Annotated in this window: 17 protein-coding genes; 2 read left to right on the forward strand and 15 right to left on the reverse strand. The window is 67.6% G+C overall.

Features of this window, described 5'->3' with window-relative positions; all coding sequences use genetic code 11:
• Positions 1-28: 28 nt before the first annotated feature.
• The 3 genes from B0F77_RS36530 to B0F77_RS36540 are packed head-to-tail and all read right to left on the reverse strand — an operon-like array spanning position 29 to position 2,555.
• Positions 29-871, reverse strand: coding sequence for an ABC transporter permease (locus B0F77_RS36530; protein ID WP_086667612.1), 843 nt, complete (start codon positions 869-871; stop codon positions 29-31).
• The gene (locus B0F77_RS36535; protein ID WP_086667613.1) at positions 868-1,641 is read right to left on the reverse strand and encodes an ABC transporter permease; all 774 of its coding nucleotides are present in this window, start codon (positions 1,639-1,641) and stop codon (positions 868-870) included. The genes B0F77_RS36530 and B0F77_RS36535 overlap by 4 nt, the downstream gene beginning before the upstream one ends.
• A complete protein-coding gene (locus B0F77_RS36540; RefSeq protein WP_245849119.1) occupies positions 1,641-2,555 on the reverse strand; it encodes an ABC transporter ATP-binding protein in 915 nt (304 codons plus the stop codon). The genes B0F77_RS36535 and B0F77_RS36540 overlap by 1 nt, the downstream gene beginning before the upstream one ends.
• A gap of 55 nt (positions 2,556-2,610) precedes the next feature.
• Between B0F77_RS36540 and B0F77_RS36545 the strand changes: the two genes are divergently transcribed.
• Entirely contained in the window at positions 2,611-3,201 is a 591-nt protein-coding gene (locus B0F77_RS36545; RefSeq protein ID WP_086667615.1) for a GNAT family N-acetyltransferase, read from the forward strand.
• A gap of 260 nt (positions 3,202-3,461) precedes the next feature.
• Here B0F77_RS36545 and ndk read toward each other — a convergent pair whose 3' ends face one another.
• From ndk to B0F77_RS36595, 10 genes are all read right to left on the reverse strand, one after another.
• On the reverse strand, positions 3,462-3,872 hold the full coding sequence (ndk, locus tag B0F77_RS36550; protein ID WP_045316836.1) for a nucleoside-diphosphate kinase: 411 nt from the start codon (positions 3,870-3,872) through the stop codon (positions 3,462-3,464).
• Positions 3,873-4,087: 215 nt separating this feature from the next.
• Positions 4,088-5,530, reverse strand: coding sequence for a DHA2 family efflux MFS transporter permease subunit (locus tag B0F77_RS36555; protein ID WP_086667616.1), 1,443 nt, complete (start codon positions 5,528-5,530; stop codon positions 4,088-4,090).
• Positions 5,531-5,570: 40 nt separating this feature from the next.
• Positions 5,571-6,053: a MarR family winged helix-turn-helix transcriptional regulator gene (locus tag B0F77_RS36560; protein ID WP_211294213.1), complete on the reverse strand. Its 483-nt coding sequence runs from the start codon at positions 6,051-6,053 to the stop codon at positions 5,571-5,573.
• Positions 6,054-6,103: 50 nt separating this feature from the next.
• Positions 6,104-11,503 (reverse strand): pullulanase-type alpha-1,6-glucosidase, encoded by a 5,400-nt coding sequence (gene pulA, locus B0F77_RS36565; protein ID WP_086667618.1) that lies wholly within the window; start codon positions 11,501-11,503, stop codon positions 6,104-6,106.
• 94 nt (positions 11,504-11,597) lie between these two features.
• On the reverse strand, positions 11,598-12,842 hold the full coding sequence (locus tag B0F77_RS49310) for a hypothetical protein (protein WP_211294214.1): 1,245 nt from the start codon (positions 12,840-12,842) through the stop codon (positions 11,598-11,600).
• A gap of 21 nt (positions 12,843-12,863) precedes the next feature.
• Positions 12,864-14,372, reverse strand: a complete 1,509-nt coding sequence (locus tag B0F77_RS36575; protein ID WP_086667619.1) for an alkaline phosphatase D family protein — start codon at positions 14,370-14,372, stop codon at positions 12,864-12,866.
• Between the two features lie 72 nt (positions 14,373-14,444).
• Entirely contained in the window at positions 14,445-15,149 is a 705-nt protein-coding gene (locus B0F77_RS36580) for an ESX secretion-associated protein EspG (protein WP_086667620.1), read from the reverse strand.
• Entirely contained in the window at positions 15,146-16,453 is a 1,308-nt protein-coding gene (locus tag B0F77_RS36585) for a PPE domain-containing protein (RefSeq protein ID WP_086667621.1), read from the reverse strand. The genes B0F77_RS36580 and B0F77_RS36585 overlap by 4 nt, the downstream gene beginning before the upstream one ends.
• On the reverse strand, positions 16,450-17,070 hold the full coding sequence (locus B0F77_RS36590; protein ID WP_086667622.1) for a DUF3558 domain-containing protein: 621 nt from the start codon (positions 17,068-17,070) through the stop codon (positions 16,450-16,452). Before B0F77_RS36590 ends, B0F77_RS36585 begins: the two co-directional genes overlap by 4 nt.
• The gene (locus B0F77_RS36595) at positions 17,067-17,366 is read right to left on the reverse strand and encodes a PE domain-containing protein (protein ID WP_086667623.1); all 300 of its coding nucleotides are present in this window, start codon (positions 17,364-17,366) and stop codon (positions 17,067-17,069) included. The genes B0F77_RS36590 and B0F77_RS36595 overlap by 4 nt, the downstream gene beginning before the upstream one ends.
• A 143-nt stretch (positions 17,367-17,509) precedes the next feature.
• Between B0F77_RS36595 and B0F77_RS36600 the strand changes: the two genes are divergently transcribed.
• On the forward strand, positions 17,510-18,208 hold the full coding sequence (locus B0F77_RS36600; RefSeq protein ID WP_143467098.1) for a hypothetical protein: 699 nt from the start codon (positions 17,510-17,512) through the stop codon (positions 18,206-18,208).
• Here the strand turns inward: B0F77_RS36600 and B0F77_RS36605 are convergent, their stop codons facing one another.
• Both B0F77_RS36605 and folC read right to left on the reverse strand, forming a co-directional pair.
• Entirely contained in the window at positions 18,209-18,604 is a 396-nt protein-coding gene (locus B0F77_RS36605; RefSeq protein ID WP_086667625.1) for a DUF4233 domain-containing protein, read from the reverse strand. It lies immediately after the preceding gene.
• A complete protein-coding gene (gene folC / locus B0F77_RS36610; RefSeq protein ID WP_086667642.1) occupies positions 18,601-19,932 on the reverse strand; it encodes a bifunctional tetrahydrofolate synthase/dihydrofolate synthase in 1,332 nt (443 codons plus the stop codon). The genes B0F77_RS36605 and folC overlap by 4 nt, the downstream gene beginning before the upstream one ends.
• Positions 19,933-19,942 lie beyond the last annotated feature (10 nt).

A 19,942-nucleotide genomic window follows, 5' to 3' on the forward strand; every position in this document is an offset into this window, starting at 1 on the left:
GCCGTGCGGTGGTGACGCCGAATCGCGGTCAGTCCAGCAACAACTTCCCCAGGCGCCGCGCCGCCACCACCGTTCCCACAACGGCCATGACCGCGAAATAGGCGACGTGACCGAGCATCCCCCAGCCGACCACACCCAGCGTGAGCCCGCGCATGAGCTCGATCGCGTGGTAGAGCGGCGTCCAGCTGACCACCACCTGCAACCAGCCCGGGTAGACCGACAGCGGGTAGAACGTCGTCGAGAACAGGAACAGCGGCAACACCGCGAGCTGTACCAGGTCGAAGTCCTGCCAGGACCGCATGAACGTCGTCGCCGCCATGCCCACCGCCGCGAACGCGAACGCCACGAGCAGCGCCACCGGCAACGCGAGCAACGCCCACGGCGAGACGATCAGCCCCATCCCGAGCATCACCGCGAGGAACCCGGCCGAGTACAGCCCGCCCCGCAGGAGCGCCCAGGCGATCTCGCCGATCGCGATGTCCATCGGCCCCATCGGCGTCGTGAGCATCGAGTCGTACAGCTTCACGTACTTGAACTTGAAGAACACGTTGAACGTCGCGTCGTACACGGCCCCGTTCATCGCGGACGCCGCCAGCAACGCCGGCGCCACGAACGCCGCGTAACCGATCGGCTGCCCGTCCGGCCCGGCCACCGAGCTCACCATCTGCCCGAACCCGAGCCCCAGCGACCACAGGAACAACAAGGGCTCGAACGCCCCGCCGACCAGCACGAACCACGCGCGCCGGTTCACGAGCGCCGCCCGTTCGACGAGCATGCTCGCCTTCCGGCCGTAGAGCCCGGGCGGGATCACCCGCCACAACAACCCGACGCTCGCGGGCGCGGCCTTCTCTCGATCGAGGGTCTGCGTCATACCGCCAGCCTCCGGTGGAAGAACTTCACGCCGAGCGCGATGCCGCCGGCCGTCAGCGCGACGAGATACGCGATGTGCCCCAGCGCCGGTAAGAGGTCGATGGTGCCGAACGTCGTCCCCCTGGCGAGCTCGATCCCGTGCCACGCCGGGGTCAGCCACACCAGCGGCAACAACCAGTCCGGCAGTTGGCTGACCGGGAAGAACGCGCCGGTGAACAACGTCATCGGCATCAGCACGAACCGGAAGATCGTGGTGAAGCCGTCCGGCTTCTCCAACGTGGCGCTGTAGGCCACCAACGGCGCACTGAACGCCAGCGCCGCCAACGTCGCGAACACGACGGACAACAAAATCCCTGGCCCGGCGGCCGCGCCGAGGACCGCCGCGATGATCACGAACACCGTCGACCGCACGGCCAGCTGCGACCCGACCCACATCATCTGCCCGTAGAGCACCTGCGCCGGGGTGATCGGCGTGGCCACCATCGCGATGAAGGACTTCTGCCACATGAACTGCGACAGGATCGGGTAGGTCGAATCGAACGTGGCCCCCTGGATGGCCGTGACCACGACCAACGCGGGCGCGAGGTACTCGAGGTACGACACGCCACCGATCAGCGCCGTCGACCGCACCTGGGACCCGAACCCGAACCCGAGCGCCACCAGGAACAACAGCGGCGTCAAGAAACTCGACACCACCGTGGCCCGCCAGTTGCGCCGGTACCACGTCCAGAACTTCTCGAAGGTGAACCAGGACCCCCTGAGCGTGTGCATCAGTCCACCAACGTCCGACCCGTGAGCCTCAGGAACACGTCCTCCAGCGAACTGCGCCGAACAAGGCTCTGCACCGGCCGCACGCCGTGCTCGTGCACCTTCGCCAGCGTGTGCTCGCCATCCTGCGTGTAAAGCAACAACCGATCCGGCAACACCTCGACCCGCTCGGCGAACCGCTCGAGATCCGGCTTCTCGGCCCCCGGCTGGAACCGCAACTCCAGCACCTCCCTGGTCGAGTACCGCCCGATCAACTCGCTGGGCGACCCCTCAGCCGCGATCCGCCCGCCATCCATCACCACGAGCCGATCGCAGAGTTGCTCGGCCTCGTCCATGTAATGGGTCGTGATGATGAGCGTGACCCCGTCCTGCTTCAACCGGAACAGCCTGTCCCACAACAGATGCCGAGCCTGCGGATCCAACCCGGTGGTCGGCTCGTCCAACAGCAGCAACTCCGGATCGTTGACCAACGACCGAGCAATCGTCAGCCGCCGCTTCATCCCACCGCTGAGCGGCTCGACCTCGTGATCCGCCCGGTCCGAGAGCTGCGCGAACTCCAGCAACTCCGCAGCCTTCTCCCGACACTTCTGCCGCGACATCCCGAAGTACCTGCCGTAAATCTGCAGGTTCTGCCGAACCGTCAACTCCGTGTCCAAGTTGTCCAGCTGCGGCACCACCCCCAGCCGAGCCCGAATCTTCGGCCCGTCGACGTCCGGATCCATCCCGAGGACCTTCAGTTCCCCACCAGTGCGCCCGGAGACACACGAGATCATCCGCATGGTCGACGACTTCCCCGCCCCATTGGGCCCCAGAAACCCGAACGCCTCCCCCTTGCGCACCTCGACGTCGACGCCGCGCACGGCCTCGAACGTCCCAAAATGCTTGGTCAGCGCCTTGGCCTCGACGAGGTTCTCCACACAGCCCACGTTAACGACCAGGTCCGACAATTCTCGACGCAATTACGATCGCCCCATGCCAGAGATCGAACTGCGATGGCTGTCCGAAGCCACCGACCAGCTGCGCACCGAGATCCACACCGTCGTACACGACGTGGTGGCAGCAGGCGGCGCCGTCGGCTACCACGAGCCCCCCACCTTCGACCGCATCTCCCTCTGGCTGGACGGCGTCCTCAAACAGGTCCGCGACAACGACGCCGCCTTCGCCACCGCCTCCGTAGACGGCACCGTCCAAGCAGTAGGCCTGTGGCGACGCGGCAGCACCGCCGTCTTCCAACACCGCGCCGAAATCCAGCAGGTCATGGCCCACCCCTCAGCACGCGGCCTGGGCCTGGGCAAACGGGTGGTGCAGGGCCTGGTGGACCGCGCGCGAGAGGCGGGCATCGAAATCGTCATGCTCGGCACACGCGGCAACAACCACGGCGCAATCGAGCTCTACGAGAGCATCGGCTTCCGCGAATACGGCCGCATGCCCAACGCAATCGCCGTGGGCAACGAACGCTGGGACTCCGTGGACATGTACCTGCCGCTCGGCTACCCGAAGGACACGATCCTCAACGGCTCCACCCCCGGCGGCCTGGGAAGCAGTCCACGCCGGACGGGTTGATCGCAACGGCGAAGGCGACGCCGTAGGCGAGCTGCTTTTCGCATGCGCTCCGGGTGGGGTCCCCCCTGATCAGATTGGCAGGGGGGCTGGGGGACCGAGTCCCCCAGGGGAAGCACGCAACAGGAACCCGCCAACGAAACAGGGGGACGCTACGGAAAACACGCGCATATGCACGCTCCCGCAAGCGTCCCCCCGAACTCGGAACCCCTACATCTCAACCTGCTCAGAGGCCCCGACAAGATCGAAAAGAACCGAAAACCTCAGAGGTTCGGGAACCAGATCTTGATCTCGCGCTCAGCCGACTCCGCCGAGTCCGACCCGTGCACCAGGTTGTACTGGACCTCCAGCCCGAAGTCCCCGCGAATCGTCCCCGGAGTCGCCTTCTCCACCGGGTCGGTCCCACCGGCCAGCTGACGGAACGCGGGAATCGCCCGAGTGCCCTCGACCACCAGCGCCACCAACGGCCCACCGGTGATGAAGTCGACCAGGTCGTTGTAGAACGACTTGCCATCGTGCTCCGCGTAGTGCTGCTCAGCGGTGGCGCGATCCGCCGTCCGCAGCTCCAGGGCGGCGAGCTTGAGCCCCTTGCGCTCGATCCGGGCGATCACCTCGCCAACAAGACCACGCTCAACGCCATCGGGCTTAACCAGAACCAGGGTGCGCTCGGACACGACGGTGTGACTCCTCAAACAGGTCAAAACACGGGAAGTGCCGACAAGCGTAACCGCGCACACCCCGCCCGCTTAAGCAGGGCTGTGACCCCGGATACGCCAGTGCCCGACGCAGGACCGCCAGTGCTCGACGCCGGGACCGCCAGTGCTCGGCGCGGATACGCCGGCACTCGGCACGGGAGCGCGAAAGTCCCGCACCGAGCGCCAACAACCCACTAATGCACCAGCACAGGCTGACCGTCCCGGACGACAGTGACCTGCCGCAGCACGAACACCGCCAGCCCCAGCGCCACCGCCACGAGCACCGCGGAGATCCAGAACGCCAGGTGGAAGCCGGAGGTCAGCGCCTCCAACCGCCCCACACCGGACGCCACCAGCGACGACGTGTACGTGGTCGAGGTGGTGGCCAGGACCGCGAGCCCGAGCGCACCGCCCACCTGCGCGGTCGTGTTCACCAGGCCCGAGGCCAGGCCGGCCTCGTCGGGCGAGGCGCCGGACATGGCCAGCGTCATCAGCGCCGGGAACGACAGGCCCAGGCCGATGCCGAGCGGCGCCACCGCGGGCAGGATGTCCGCGAAGTACGAGCCGTCGACCGGCACCTGCGTGAACACCACCATGCCCACCAGCATGAACAGCAGGCCCACGATCAGCATGTTCCGCTCGCCGAACCGGGTGTTCAGGCGTGCCGACAACGACACGGAGAACACCGCGATCGCGCCGGCGACCGGCATGAACGCCAGGCCGATCTGCAACGGCGTGTACTGCAGCACCAGCTGCATGTAGAGCGTGCCGAGGAAGAACAGTCCGAACATGCCGGCGACCATCGAGATCTGCACGAGGTTCGCACCCGTCACGTTGCGCGACCTGAACACCCGCAACGGCAGCAACGGCTTCGCGGCGGTGCGTTGGCGCACAACGAATCCCGCCAGCAACGCCAACGCGACGGCGCCCAACAGAAGGGTGTGCGCGGAGCCGAAGCCGTAGTGCTCCGCCTTGACGATCGTGTACACGCCGAGCATCACCGCGGCGACGATCAGCAACGCGCCCAGCACGTCCGCACCCTCGCGCAGGCCGAGGCCGACCGAGGAAGGCACCAGCCGGACGGCGGCCACCGCCGCGACGATGCCGATCGGGATGTTCACGAAGAAGATCCAGTGCCACGACATGGCGTCGGTCAGCACGCCGCCGAGCAACAGGCCGATGGACGCGCCCGCCGCCGCCACGAAGCTGAACACGCCGATGGCGCGCCGCTGCTCCTCCGGCTTCGGGAACATCGTCACGACCATGCCCAGCGTCACCGACGTGGCCAGCGCGCCACCGGCACCCTGGACGAAACGAGAAACGATCAGCATCTCGCTGCTGAACGACACGCCGCACAGCAGCGAGGCGACGGTGAAGACGCCGAGGCCGATCAGGAACACCTTCTTGTGTCCGATCAGGTCACCCAGACGCCCAGCGAGCAGCAGCAGACCGCCGTAGGCGATCAGGTACGCGTTCACGACCCAGGCCAGACCGGCCTGGCCGAACTTGAGGTCTTCTTCGATCGCGGGCAGCGCGACGTTCACGATCGTCTGGTCCAGCACGATCATCAACATCCCTGCGCACAGCACGATCAGCGCGAGCCAGCGCGAATCCGTCTTCGGTCCCCCTGAGTTCATAAGAGGAACCGTAACAGATAGTTTTGTACGGGACTATCTCTTACCCAACGGCATGACGCAGAGCACGTTTGCGCGGCGGCTTCTCGCACGGCATGGGCGTGCTCAACCGGCCTTCCATCAGCCGCGTCAGGCCGCCCACCAGGCCGTTTCGCTCGTCGTCCGGCAACGAGCCCAGCACGCTGCCGACGATCTCCTCGTACAGGTCGTCGGCCTTCGCCACGATCTCGCGGCCCGACTCGGTCACGACCACGACGCGGGCACGGCGGTCCGTCGGCGACGGCCGGCGCTCGGCGTAACCAGCGGATTCGAGCGCGTCCATGGTCACGACCATGGTCGTCTTGTCGATGCTGATCAGGTCGGCGATCTCGGTCTGCGTGAGGCCCGCGTCCAACGCGCTGGACAACACGCAGCGGGCTCGCGGAGTCAGTCCGATCTCCGCGAGCCGCGCCGTCAGCTCGGTCTCCAGCGCATGCCCCGTCCGATGCAGCAGCATCATCAGGTCAGTACACCCCGTCGCACCCATGAGTACTACGGTACCAAACTGTTCTCGAACAAAACTATTTCTGAGCGGGACTATCGCTCCAGCACGACGACCGACCGCGCGGCTCCCGCCTTCTTCTCGCTGGTCAGCGGCTTCCAGTCGCCGACGGGCAGGGCAACGGCCTGGTCGGTCGGGTACGGGTTGATCACCACGAGCAGTCCGCGTCGGGCCGGGTCCACGTCGGGACCGACCGTGTCGTCGACGTACATGACGATCACACCGGACGCCGCAGCCGGGAACGACACCTTCTGCTGCACCAGATCAGCCGACCCAAGAGAGAACAACGGCGACGACTTGCGGATCCGCAGCAGTTCCAGAGTCGCGTCCAGCGAGGCCTTCATGTCCGCCGAAGACGGTTTCGGCCCGGCCAGCAACGGCTTCGCGTACGGCCACTTCGACTCGTTGTCGGCCTTGGGCGGCAACCCGCGACCGAAACCGTTGTCGCGCAACGACGGGTCGTAGGAGTTGAACCAGTCACCCGAGTCGTAGCTGTTGCGGTCCAACGACTTCGAGCGCAGGAACTCGGTGCCCGCATGCACGAACGGCCTGCCCTGCCCGAGCAGCACCGGCGCCAGCGCGACGGTCTGCATCTTCACCCGATCCGCAGCGGACGTCGAAGGCTTCAGCTTGTAGGTCAACGCGTCGAACAACGTCTCGTTGTCGTGCGCGTCGACGTACGTGACCGCCTCCAACGGCTGACCGGTGTACCCGGCAGCAGACCCGTTGTACTTCACGTCACGACCGGAAACCACGGGCCCGGCGGTCGACTGGAAGCGGTACGAGGCCATGTTGCCGGCCATGCCGAGCTTCACCAGGTCGCTGTAGTTCTCCAGCCGTGCGGCGACATCACCGTTGGCGGGCGACGAGTTCACGTCTCCGGCCAGTCCGGAACCGAGGCCCTGCACGCGCGGGTCGTCGTCGAACGGCCCGCCGCCGCGCACGGCATCGCGCAGCCGGTCGCTGAACGTCCCGATCCCGGTACCGGCCATGTTGGCCTGGGTCGCCTGCTCGAACCGGGCGTTGCCGGCGACCTCGCCGAAGTCCCAGCCCTCGCCGTAGACGCCGATCCTGCGCCCGTCCACACCGTCCTTCTGCACGGTCAGCGCGTCCAGAGCCGCCCGCACCGCGAGGATGTTCGCCTTCGGGTGGTGGCCCATCAGGTCGAACCGGAACCCGTCGACCTTGTAGTTGCGCGCCCAGCGCACCACGGAGTCCACGACGAGCTTGCCCATCATGGCGTTCTCGGTCGCGGTGTTCGCGCAGCACGTGGAGTTCGCGACCGAGCCGTCGAGGTTGAGCCGCTGGTAGTAGCCGGGCACGACCTTGTCGAGCACCGACGTCGGTGCGTCGCCGAACGCGGCCGTGTGGTTGTAGACCACGTCCACCACCACGCGGTTGCCGTTGTCGTGCAACGACTTCACCATCTCGCGGTACTGCTTCGAGCGAGCCCAGCCGTTCTGCGCGTCGGCTGTGGCGTAAGAGCCCTCGGGCACGTCGTAGTGGAACGGGTCGTAACCCCAGTTGAAGCCATCACGACCCGCGACCGCACCGACGCAGGCCTGTTGCTGGTCCGAATCCGGCGTCAGCGAAGGCAGATCGCAGGCCGGAGTGGCCTGGTCGGAGCGCTTCTCGGGGATCGTCGCGATGTCGAACGTCGGCAGCAGGTGCACGGTGTCCATGCCCGCCGCGGCCAGCGTCTTGAGGTGCTTCATGCCCACGGAGCCGGAGTGCGTGAACGCCTTGTACGTGCCGCGTTCCTCCTCCGGGACGGACTGGTCGTTGATCGAGAAGTCCCGCACGTGCAGTTCGGTGATCGCGCCGCCCATCCCGCGAGCGACGTCCTTCGACCAACCGGCAGGCATGGACCTGGCGTCCTTGAGGTCGGCGAACTGCGAGTGCGTCGAGTTCACCGACAACGCGACCGAGTACGGGTCGGTGACCACGACCGTGCGCTGCCAGTTGGTGACCTCGAACTGGTAGTACTTGTTCTTCCAGTTGCCCGCACCGGACCACGCGCCCGACGCGTCGTCCCGCTTGAGCTGCACGGTCTTCACCGGCTCGCCGGTCGGTTGGTCGAACAGGCGCAGCTTCACGTTCCGGGCGGTCGGCGCCCACAACCGGATCGACGCGCGGTCGTGGTCGAACGTCGGCCCGAACGTCAGTTTCGTTGCCGCAGCGGCGAACCGGTCGTCCAGCACGCCCGCGATCTGCACGCTCGTGCGGTGCCGGATCGCCCCGCCCGCGTCGACGTGCACGGCGGAAAGCTTGTCCCGCAACGCTTCGTCGACGAACCCGCGCACGGCGAACACCGGCTTTCCGCGAAGGTGCGGGAACTGTGCAGGCACCTCTTCGGTCGTCGGCGACAGCCGCAGCACCCGTGAGCCGTATTCGAGCCGGTAACCGTCGGACTGCACCGAAGGCACGTCCCAGACGACTTTGTCCTTCGAGATCCAGATCGCCTTGGCCTTGGTCAGGTCGTCATCGGCGGCCGGGCCGGCGTTCGACGGCAGCAGGTAGGTCTCGTTGCCCTGCAACTGCCACACCTCGTTCCCCTTCTGCCCCAGGTCGAGGAACTGGTCGGGGCCGGGGTCCTTGGTGTCACCGCGGTGGATGAGGTAACTCAGCCCCGCGGCACCGGCGGCGAGCGGCACCGACCAGTAGACGCCATACGCGTCCCGGCCGTCCGGCACCCGCGACTGGTTCCAGCCCGGCGACGGCTCCGCCGACCCCGTCCAGTGGTACATCGTCCAGTCGGTGTAGTCGCCGTCCGCGCGGTTGTAGTGGATCACCGCCCGGTTCTCGGCGGCGGCCTTCGTAGCGTGCACCTTCCCGCCAGCGACCCACGAGTGGCCACTCGTGAACTTGCCGGACGCCTCCACGGTCGTGCCGCGCACGACGGAGAAGTCCGTGGTCGGCGGCAGTTCGGCAATCCCGTTGGTGAACGGCACGTCAGCCCGTCCGGCAACGCGGACGACCGCCCCGGTCGTGTCACCGACGTAGTGCACGACGGCCTTGCCGGTGGCTGCCTGCTCGGACGGGTGCACGGCCACATCGCCCTGCTTCAGCCACACCTCGGGCGTCACGCTCGGGTCGACGAACCGGTCGACCGACGTGTCCTTCTCATCGCCCTTGTGCGCGATGATCCCGACCGACTTCGCGCCCGGCTTCAGCTTGATCCACGCGAACCGCCCGTAGCCGTCCTCGCCCGCGAACGGCAGCGGCGCGTTCCAGTCGACCGGCGTCTCGATGTCGCCCCAGGCGTGCAGGCCCCAGCCGTCGTAGTTGTCGCGTGCGTAGTGCACGACCAGCCAGTCCGGGTTCTTCGTGCCGGGGTCCGGGACCGGCGGCGCGGCCACGAGGTTCACGAACGCGCCGTCCGCGCCGATCTCCCCCGACTTCGCGACGACCCGCAGCTCGACGCGCCTGCCGGCCGCCGCACCCGGAAGTGCCGACAGGTCAGCGAAAACCCGGTACGGAGCGGCGTCGTCGGTGCCGAGCACCGTCCAGTCACCGGTGCCTTCGACGCGGGCGGCGAACGTGGCCGCCGCGTTGGGCGCGCTGATGCCGTCCGCACGGAGTTCGACCCGCTTGTCCAGCACCGTTCCCGGGGCCGGGGCGACCAGCACCGGCGCCGGCTTCACCGCCGTGACGTTGCTGGTTCCCTTGAGCACCAACGACGACAGCGCGGGCACGGTCACCGTGACGCGACCGTTCTGAACCTGCGCGTTCTCGAAAGCCGTGGAAGACACCGGCACGGTCACGGTCGCGGGCGACGTACCGGCGTTGGCGACGACGAGGTGCTCGCGGCCGAGGATCCGGCTGAACGCGAAGACGTCACCGTCGGCGTAGCGGAGGACCTGGTTGCCGTCACGCCACACCGGATCGCGGTCCACCTGGGCGGCCAGGGCCTTGAGCTGCTGGTACAGCGGGTGCGAGGTGTTGTAGTTGTCCTGCGCGCCGGTGCGGCCGGAGCCGACCAGCTGCTCCGCCATGTACTCCGGCGTCTTGGACGCGAACATGTCCTGGCGCGCCAGCTTGTCGCCGCCGGTGCCCGCGAAACCCTGCTCGTCGCCGTAGTAGACGACCGGGTTGCCGCGCCACAGGTACATCAGCTGGTTTCCGAGCTTGAGCCGCTCCAGCAGTTCGGCGTCCGAGATGCCCGGCCGGTCGTTGCGGATCATCCACGCGATGCGGCCCATGTCGTGGTTGCCGAGGAACGTGGGCAGCGAGGACGCGTTGGAGTCGGCGTCCGTGTAGCGGTCGTCGTCCAGCAGCACCTCGCCGAGGCGCTGGGAACCCTTGCCGGACAGGAAGCTCAGCGCGCTGCTCTGGAACGGGAAGTCCAGCGTGGCCTGCATCTTGCCGGTGGTCGTGTACTTCGAGGTGTTCTCCGGCGAGGAGTCGAAGACCTCGCCGAACACGAAGAAGTCCTTCTTGCCCTTGCGGTTCGCGTACTGCTTCACGTGCGGCGCGAGCGCCTGCCAGAACTCGAGGTTGACGTGCTTGACGGTGTCGACGCGATAGCCGTCGATGTCGAGCGTGTCGATCCAGCTGGTGAAGATGTCCTTCATGCCGTTGACCACACGCGGGTGCTCGGTCATCAGGTCGTCGAGGCCGGAGAAGTCGCCCTGCTCGCTCGACTCGCCGGAGAACGTCGAGTCGCCGCGGTTGTGGTAGAGCGTGGTGTCGTTGAGCCACAACGGGAACTTCGTCGGCCCGTCCTTGACCGGCGTGTACGGGAAGGACTTCTTCGGGTCGAGCTTCGGGAAGTCCTTCTTGCCCGCGTAGTCCGCGATGTCGAACGGCTTGCCGTCGGCGTCCAGGTACGGCTGCGCGCCCGTGCTGACGTACTGCGTCTTGTTCTCGGCGTACTTGATCACGTCGGCGGTGTGGTTCGCGACGATGTCGAAGAACACCTTGATGCCTCGCCGGTGCGCGTCCCTGATCAGGTCGCGCATCTCCTGCGTGGTGCCGAAGTGCGGGTCGAGCAAGGTGTAGTCGACGGTCCAGTAGCCGTGGTAGCCGGCGCTGTCGCCCTGCACCCAGCGGTTGAGGAACATCGGCGTCATCCAGATCGCCGTGATGCCCATGCCGTCGAGGTAGTCGAGCTTCCCGCGCAGGCCCTTGAGGTCTCCGCCGTGGTAGAAGCCCTTGTCAGCGGGGTTGAACCCGTTCTCGGCGCTGTTGCTCCGCCCTCGGTCGTTGCCGGGGTCGCCGTTCGCGAACCGGTCGGGCATCACGAAGTAGAAGCGCTCGCCCCGCAGGTCGTCGCGCTTGGGCGGCAACGCGAGCTTCGCGTCCCCGTCGCGCACACCGGGCGCTATGTCCATCACCTCCCCCACGGCCAGACGTTGCGGTGGTGCGGCAACGGCCTGGACCGGTGTCAGGGGGAGCAAAACCAGTGCAGCGAGCGCGGCGACGACCCGACGCATCGCGACCTCCTTGTCGCAACTTCTTGCAGGGTTGCTGCACGAAACCACGACAATCAGCGGGAAACAATACGTCGGGCCTTGCAAATATTTGCGATCAGCCGGCCGGACGCTTGTAGGTGATCGCCAGCCGGAGCGGATGTGAGCGCCACTCGTTGACGGCCATTCCGGCGATCACGCCGATGCCCTCGACCGACTCCGGGGTGGCCGGTGCGCTGCGGCTCGGCGACCCCGCCAGCGGCCCTTCAACCGGTGGCGGCGAGAACTGGGCGATGACGACCTGCTGTCCTTCGTGCTGCTGCACGATCAGCAGAACGTGCGGGTTCGCCTGCTCGCCCTGGTTCTGGATCGGTTCGAGCGACAGGTACTCGCCGCGTTCCGCCGCCGCGCCCGTCATCCGGCCGGCCCACTTGAACGCGTCCATGACGTCGTCGTCGGAGAGCTCGGCGTCCGCTTCCGGCAGGGTGACCTGCACCAGACGCGTGCTGTGCGCGGTCATCTGGCCGTTGGTGGTGAAGCGGTCGGGAATCATCGCTTCCCCGGTCTCCAGGTCGATCATGAGCATGTCGCGGAACCTGGTGTCCGCGAGCGGTGACCGGCCCATGAGGCCCAGGCCGAGCATTTCCTTCAGCTTCGGGTCCGTCATGCGCCAGTACGTCGTCTGCTCCCCGATCTGCAGGCCGACGAAGTCCTTGACCGGCAGGCTGGGCAGGGCCGTCACCAGGGTCTGGCCGGGTGCGACCGGTGGCGGTGGTGCCTGGACCTGGAACGGCGGCAGCGACGCGAACTGAGGGTCGACTCGTGCCGTGCGCACGACGTGATGCGCCCACGCGCGCACGCGCGACAACGGGTGGTCGGGGAACCTCGCGTCGTGGCGGGGATCGTCGCCCGCGTGGAACGGCAGCACGCCTTGGAGTTCGGGCGCGTACGGGTGCGGCTTGACCCAGTTGTGGAACCCGACCTCGGCCGCCAGCACGGCCTCGCGCGTGCCCGTCACGCCTCTTTCCAGCGCCCCGAGCTGCAACACCGCGCTGCAGTTCGCCTTGGGGATCGTGAAGGAGCAGACGAAGACCTGCCCGTTCGGCTGGTTCGGCAGCGGCATCTTGACGATCCGCAGCAACGCAGGCACCCCGGCGAGCTGGACGACGTGCGCCTCGATCAGGCAGCCGGTCTCGCCGTGGATCAGCGCGAGGTCGTGCCTGAGCTTGGGCAGGTCGTCCAGCCCGGCGGGCAGGTCGGGGACCAGGCCGTAGTAGGTCAGCTCGGCCTGGTCGCCGCTGGCGTGCTGCCAGGTGTTCTGGCCGAGTTGACGGAAGCCGGTGGTGTCGAACGAGATGGGCACGCACCGACCCTACGGCGATCGTCAGGCGGCCTTGAGCGTTTTGGACCAGAGCGAAGCACCGGTAGCGTCGCGCAGCCAGACCGTGAGCTCGTGGCGGTCCGCCTTGACCTCGCCGAAGTGCTGGAAACCGTCCAGCGGCGTGGTGTTGGCGGCGGGTGGGGCGTGCACGAACTCCGCCTTCGGGCCGAACGTCGGGTCGAGCGTGTTCGGGCCGAACGCACCGGCGTGCAGCGGTCCGGACACGAACTCCCAGAACGGGTCGAAGTCGCCCACGGCCGCGCGGTCCGGTGAGTAGTGGTGCGCGGCGGTGTAGTGGACGTCGGCGGTGAGCCACACGGTGTTCTTGACGCGCCGGTTCTTGAGCTCCCGCAACACCCACGCGATCTCGTGCTCACGGCCGTTGGGCGCGCCCGGCAGGCCGTTCGCGACGCCCTCGATGTCGGTGCCGTCCGGGACGGTGAGGCCGATCGGCAGGTCCGCCGCGATGATCTTCCACGTGGCGGTGCTGCGGGCGAGTTCGGTGACGAGCCACTTCGCTTGCGCCGCACCGAGAATCACGCCCGGCTTGTCCTTCGGCGCGGTGTTCTTGTCCTTGTAGGTGCGCATGTCGAGCACGAAGATCTCGACGTTGCGGCCGTAGGAGAACTTCCGGTACACCCGACCGTCCACAGCGCGCTGCTGATCGATCGGCATCCACTCGTGGAACGCCTGGAAAGCGCGCTGTGCCAACACGTCCACGCGCTTCTCGGTGTACTGCGGGAGGTCGAGGATCTCGCCGGGGTACCAGTTGTTGGTGACCTCGTGGTCGTCCCACTGCGCGAACATCGGGACCTGGGCGGCGAAGCGCCTGAGGTTCTCGTCGAGCAGGTTGTAGGCGAACTGGCCGCGGTACTCGTCGAGCGTCTCGGCGACCTTGGTCTTCTCCGGCGTGACGAGGTTGCGCCAGATCCGGCCGTCCGGGAGCGCGACGGTCTCCTTCATCGGGCCGTCGGAGTAGACGCTGTCACCGCTGTGGATGAAGAAGTCGGGCCGGCGGTCGGCCATGGCCTTGAAGATCGGCATGCCGCCGATGTCGGGGTTGATGCCCCAGCCCTGGCCCGCGACATCACCGGACCACACGAACCGCACCTCGTCGCGGCCGATCGGGGCGGTGCCGAAGCTGCCGCTGACGGACTCGCTGCAGGTCCGGCCGTGCAGGTCCTCGGCGGTGACGCGGTAGTACGCGGTGCGGCCGGGCAGCAGGCCCGACACCCTGACCTGCCCGGTGCCACCCGTCTCCGGCGTGAGCAACGGACCGCGGATGCGGCGGGAGAAGCGGAAGTTCGGGTCGTTGGACACTTCGACGAGCATCCGGGAGGGACGGTCCGCGCGGGTCCAGACGATGCCGGCGTCCCAGGTGACGTCGCCGGACTGCACGCCGTGCGTGAGGGTCGGGCGGTCCGTCCTGGCGAGGCTGATGCCGGAGGGCACCAGCGCCGCGGCCGTGCCGAGTGCGCCTGCCTTGAACAACGTGCGACGGTCGAAGGTCATGCGCGGTTTGTAGTCCGCCGTTCTGACCAGTTCTGAAACCGGAAGTGAACTCCGACCGTCAGACGTCGTGGATCACGTGAGGCGCTTGAGCCAGTCCGTGATGATCTGGCGTGACGCGGGCGTGGCGTGCACCCACGTCTGGTGGTTCTGGTCGGTGTACTTGACCACGAGCCAGCGGCCGTCCTCGAAGTCGATCGTGGTGAGGAAGGTCTTGGCCCGCTGCCGGCCCTCGCCGTTGCGCTTGGCGGCGTAGAGCTTCGCCGTGCCCTTGCGGGGCTGGGCGAGCAGCTTGCGCAGCGAGATCGACGGCGAGACCATGCCCGGCTGGTGCACGTTGATCTCCGACGCGTGCACGTTGATCGACGCGCCGCGACCGGCCGGCACGTCCGGCAGCTGCATCGCGAGGACCTCCGGCGCGTTCTCCGGCCGGATCGGGTGCAGCTGCACGTACCCGTTGTCGTGCACGGCGAGCACACCGTGCTGCGAGTTCGCCGCGACCACCACGGGCCTGGTCTCGCTCGGCGTGACGGCGATCCACGCCGAGTAGTCCTCGTCCGCCTTGGCGATCAGGTGCAGCGTGCCCCGGACGTCCGGGTGGTCCAGCCCGACCCTGCGCAGCTCGCCGATGACGTCGCGCTCGATCATCGCGCGCTCGTCCTCGGTCTCACCGGGCGAGTCGACGTGCAGCGCCGGGTGGTACTCCCCCAGCTTCTCCTGCTTCCACAGCACGTCGAAGGCGAGGTCGGACAGCTGAATGGACGAGCGCAGCACGCTCACCCCCCGATCGTCGGCGGTGCGACCATCGGCATGTCACCGATGATCTCGTTCGTGTTCTCCTCGTTGATGAGGTAGTCGGCCGACTTGTGCTCCAGGTCGTCCTCCCCCTCACCCTTCTGACCGTGACCGCCCATACCGCCCGCACCGGCAGCGCCGGCCCGGCCACCCGCGCCGGCGCCACCACGACCACCGGCGTTCGGCCCGGTCTCACCCATGCCGCCGAACACCCCGGACTTGCCGCCGGGCTGCTGTCCCGCGCTGCTACCGGTGCCGGTACCGCTGCCACCGAGGCCACCGCCGCCGAACCGTCCGCTGCCGCTGCCGCTGCCGCTGCCGCCGCCGAGCTTGCCCGCGCCACCGCCGCCGGGACCACGCCCCGCGCCGCCACCGGGACCACGACCGGAACCGCCGGGGCCACCGCCCAGGCCCGGACCGCCTGGCACGCCGATCGGCGGGATGCCCGTGTTCGGCGGCCGTTCGATCACGCTGCCGGCGGGCGGCTTGCCACCACCGGTGAGGTCACCGGGCTTGGGGCCGCCGGTGGTGCCTTCGCCGGGGGTCAGGCCACTGGTAGTGGTGCTGTCGTGGCCGCCCGTCAGAGAGCCGGGCGGGTTCCAGGTGTCGCCGGTCGTGCCCTGCGGCGAACCGGTGGTGTTCGGGACACCGGTGTGGCCGGTGGGTCGTCCGGTGTTGCTGGTGTTCGTCGTGTTGTGTTCGCCGTTGCCGTTGCCGGTGTTGATGACCTCGACGTTCAACGTGTCCGCCGTGACGCCGGGGAACTCCTTGGGCAGGTCACCGCGGTTGGTGTTGCTGGCGCTCTGGAACTCGCTGTAGATCTTGCGGTTGTACGCCTCTTTGGAGTTGTAGCTGTTGACGGCGTCCTCGGCGTCGGTGTCCCAAGGTGAGATGTCGTCCCAGAAGCCGGTGTCCGGCTTCTTCTCCGGCATGTCCTTGAGCTGACTCTTGTTGTAGTTGAACTGGTAGACCTGGTTCGACAGCGAGTGGTCAGCCTGCCGGAGCGCGTCCTGCATCTGGATCATGGCCTGGTTGATCGGGTTGGCTGCGGCCTGAGCCGCGTCCGCACTCGCCCCGGTCCACGCCTCGCCGAGCGTCTCGCCGACCTTCTTCAGCCGTGCCTCGACACCGGCGTAGGTCCGCTCCAACTCCGAGGCCTTGTTCGCCGCGTTCTGCGCCGAAGCGGTGCCCGGCCCGCTGGTCATCTGCGTGTAGATCTGGTAGCCGGAGAGCCCGTCCGCGCGGGTGTTGTCCTCCGAATAGCAGCTGGGCGGGACGGACCGTGTCATCTCACACCTGCCTTGATCGTCGTGATTGCCAGGTTCGCGAACTCGGTGACCCCAGCGCACGGGTCCGCGAAGTACTTGCTCTTCTCATCGCTGAGGAAGGTGAAGGTGATCGCCCGCTCGTCTGACGCGCCGACGACGATCTCGCAGTTGCCGTCCTTGCGCAGGTCGACGGCGAGGGCGACGGCCACGGGGTGGCCCTGGATCGCGGGCCGCTCCTCGAAGACGGGGTACTTGCTCTTCTTGGCGTAGATGGAGTTGAGGCTCGTCCCCGAGGGGAGGACGACCATGCCCAAGGACATCGCCGCCGGGGTGAACGTGCCGGACCACTGGCAGGCGGGACCTGGAGCGCCGGCGTTCACCGATCCGGTGACACCGGGCAGGCCGTAGGCAGTCAACTGTGCCGCCGTGACCGCGTTGCACGGTGCGGCCTCGACGGCCGTCAGGTTGAGCGGGCTCGAGACCTTGGGCGCTCCGCCACTGTCGCCGCTACTGGCAGTGGGCTGGGTCGCAGTCGTCGGCGTGCCGGTGGTACCGCCGCCGGTGCCGCAGCCCGCCAGCAACACGAGTGCGGCGGTACCTGCGACGATGTTTCGGATGCGCAACTGCTCAGTCCTCACGGCTTGAAGTTGTCCTTGTTGCCCTGCTCGGTCTGCTCGTACTGAGCCAGCGTGGCCTTCAGGTTCTGAATCCGGGTCAGCAGCACCTTGCGCAGTTCGTCGTTCGACTTCTGGTGCGCCGCGCCCGCGGTCACAGCCCAGTTGTTGTAGACCACGCTCGGCCGATCCTCCCCCGCAGCCTCGACTTTGATCAGCGCGTCACCCGTCGTATAGGCCTTCTCGAGCTCCAGGCTGATCGACTCGTACTCCTTGATGGCAGCGCGCAGTGTATCGAGATCGACTTTGGTCCCACTCATCCCCAGCACCCTCCCCTGAATATCGTGCGCCAAGCAGCATAGCGCGAGGCCCAGGGCCTTGTCCCAGCTTCAAACCACGTTCGGGTGAACACGTCGAAGTGTCACCTGGGCATTGGGACAAGCAACAGGGTACGAAGTGCGACATGCGTCGTTCTTTGGTGCTTTTCGTCAGCACCGCAATGCTTCTCGCCGCCTGCACGTCACCCAAGCCGGTGGCAGCCCCGAAGATCACACCGCCTGCCCCGGCGGCCGGTGCTCAGGCGGACTGCGCTGAGCTCATCGCCATGGAGGACTCGCGGTGCCTGGGATGGGCGGCGCCTGAGCCGCACGGGTTCTTCGACGTCCGGCGGATCAACAACGAGACGGCCGGCACCGGCAAGGAGATTGAGTGGGGTCCCTATTACTGGTGCGCCGTACTGAATGACAACGTCGTCAAGGACGCATTGGGATCAACGGATGTCGCGCGGCTCGTCACCGACAAGTTCTACTGCCAAATAGTGGTGCGCGGACACAAGGCGAGTGGAATTTACACCAAGCTTTCCGTTTACCTCTCGCCCTATGAGCCGGGCAATCCGGCATTCGACTGGTTCGTCGAGCCGAACGAACTCGGAGAGGTCGGCGAGTACAAGGGCCGGAAGGTCACGCGCAACGACAAGCTGAGCTACCCGTCCAGCGACCGCATCCAGTACACGGTGGAGATCCCCGGCCACGGCTCGGTGTGGAACCTCGAGCTGCAGCGGAGCACGTCCAACCCGAGGCTGGAGTTCACGTCCGATCTCGCGGACGCCGAGCGACGGACCAGGGTGGCCATCGACGCGTTGATGGCCTACGACCAGACGTGATCAGCCAGCTTGCTGTTGCTGCGCGGGCAGGCGACCCTCCGCCATCCGCTTGAGCAGGTCCTTGCGCAGCCACAGCAGGTAGGCCCACACCAGGCCGAAGATCACGCCGATCACGCCGAGAGCGGGCAGCAGCAGCCACGACGCGATCAGCAGCACGTGCAGCGACACCACGGCGGCGATGGCCCACGGGCGGCGGACGAAGGCGCACATCGCGATGAACACCGCGATGAAGCCGAACGCCACCCAGCCCGCCAGGGAGGTGACGCCACCGTGCAGCTTGGCGATCACCGGCAGGGCCAGGGCGACGACGATGACCTCGAGGATCAGCGTGCCGGCCATGATGCCCCGGAACGCCTTCATCGGGTCCTTCTTCAACGGGGCCGGGGCCTCGCTCATGCCGGCTCCTTCCCGAACAGCGCGCGGGCCTCGCCCGCGGTGACCACGGAGCCGGTGACGATGACGCCGCCGCCGGAGAGTTCGTCCTCGGTCAGGTGGATGGCTTCCTCGATGGCGTCGTCGAGCCGCGGGCGGACCTCGAAGCGGTCCTCGCCGAAGATCGGGATGGCCAGGCCGGCCAGGACGTCCGGGTCCATGGCGCGCGGGGAGGAGTTGGTGGTGATCACCAGCTCCTGCACGACGGGCTCCAGGGCGGAGAGGATGCCTTCTGCGTCCTTGTCGGACATGACGGCTACCACCGCGACGAGCTTGCGGAAGCCGAACTCCGAGTCCAGGGCGCGAGCCAGGGCCGCGGCGCCGTGCGGGTTGTGGGCCGCGTCGACGAACACGTTGGGGGCGGAGCGGACGCGCTCCAGGCGACCTGGGGTGACCACGGAGGCGAAGCCCTCGCGGACGGCCTGCACGTCCAGCTGGCGGTCCGGGCCGGCGCCGAAGAACGCCTCGACCGCGGCGAGGGCCAGTGCCGCGTTGGCCGCCTGGTGTTCGCCGTGCAGCGGAAGGAAGATGTCCTCGTAGACGCCGCCGAGGCCCTGCAACGTCACCAGCTGGCCGCCGACGGCCACGGCGCGCGAGACCACGCCGAACTCGCTGCCGAACCGCGCCACCATGGCGTCCACGGCGGCCACGCGTTCGAGGATGACCTTCATGGCTTCCGGCGTCTGCTCGCCGACGATCGCGACCGAGCCGGGCTTGATGATGCCGGCCTTCTCGGTGGCGATGTCCTCGATGCGGGTTCCGAGGTACTCGGTGTGGTCGAGGCCGATCGGGGTCAGCACGGCGATGCGGGCGTCCGCGATGGACGTCGCGTCCCACGTGCCGCCCATGCCCACCTCGACCACGGCCACGTCGACCGGGGCGTCCGCGAACGCCGCGTACGCCATGCCGGTGAGCAGCTCGAACTTGCTCATCCGGATCTCGGACTGGCTGTCCACCATCCCGACGTACGGCTCGATGTCGCGGTAGACCTCGACGTAGCGCTCGGGGCTGATCGGCTGGTTGTCGAGGCTGATCCGCTCGGTCGCGAGCTGCAGGTGCGGGCTCGTGTACCGGCCGGTGCGCAGGCCGATGCGCGTGAAGAGCGCATCGGCCATGCGCGACGTCGACGTCTTGCCGTTCGTGCCCGTCAGCTGCACGACCGGGTAGTTCGTGTGGGGGTCGCCCAGCACGTGCGCCAGCGCCTTGATCCGGTCCAGCGACGGCTCGAGCTTGGTCTCGGGCCACCGCTGGTTGAGCTCGTTCTCGACGTCGAGGAACTCGTCGAGGTTGATGTCCACGGAA

The organism is Lentzea kentuckyensis (assembly GCF_002150765.1).
In the GTDB taxonomy this organism is placed as follows: Bacteria; Actinomycetota; Actinomycetes; order Mycobacteriales; family Pseudonocardiaceae; genus Lentzea; species Lentzea kentuckyensis.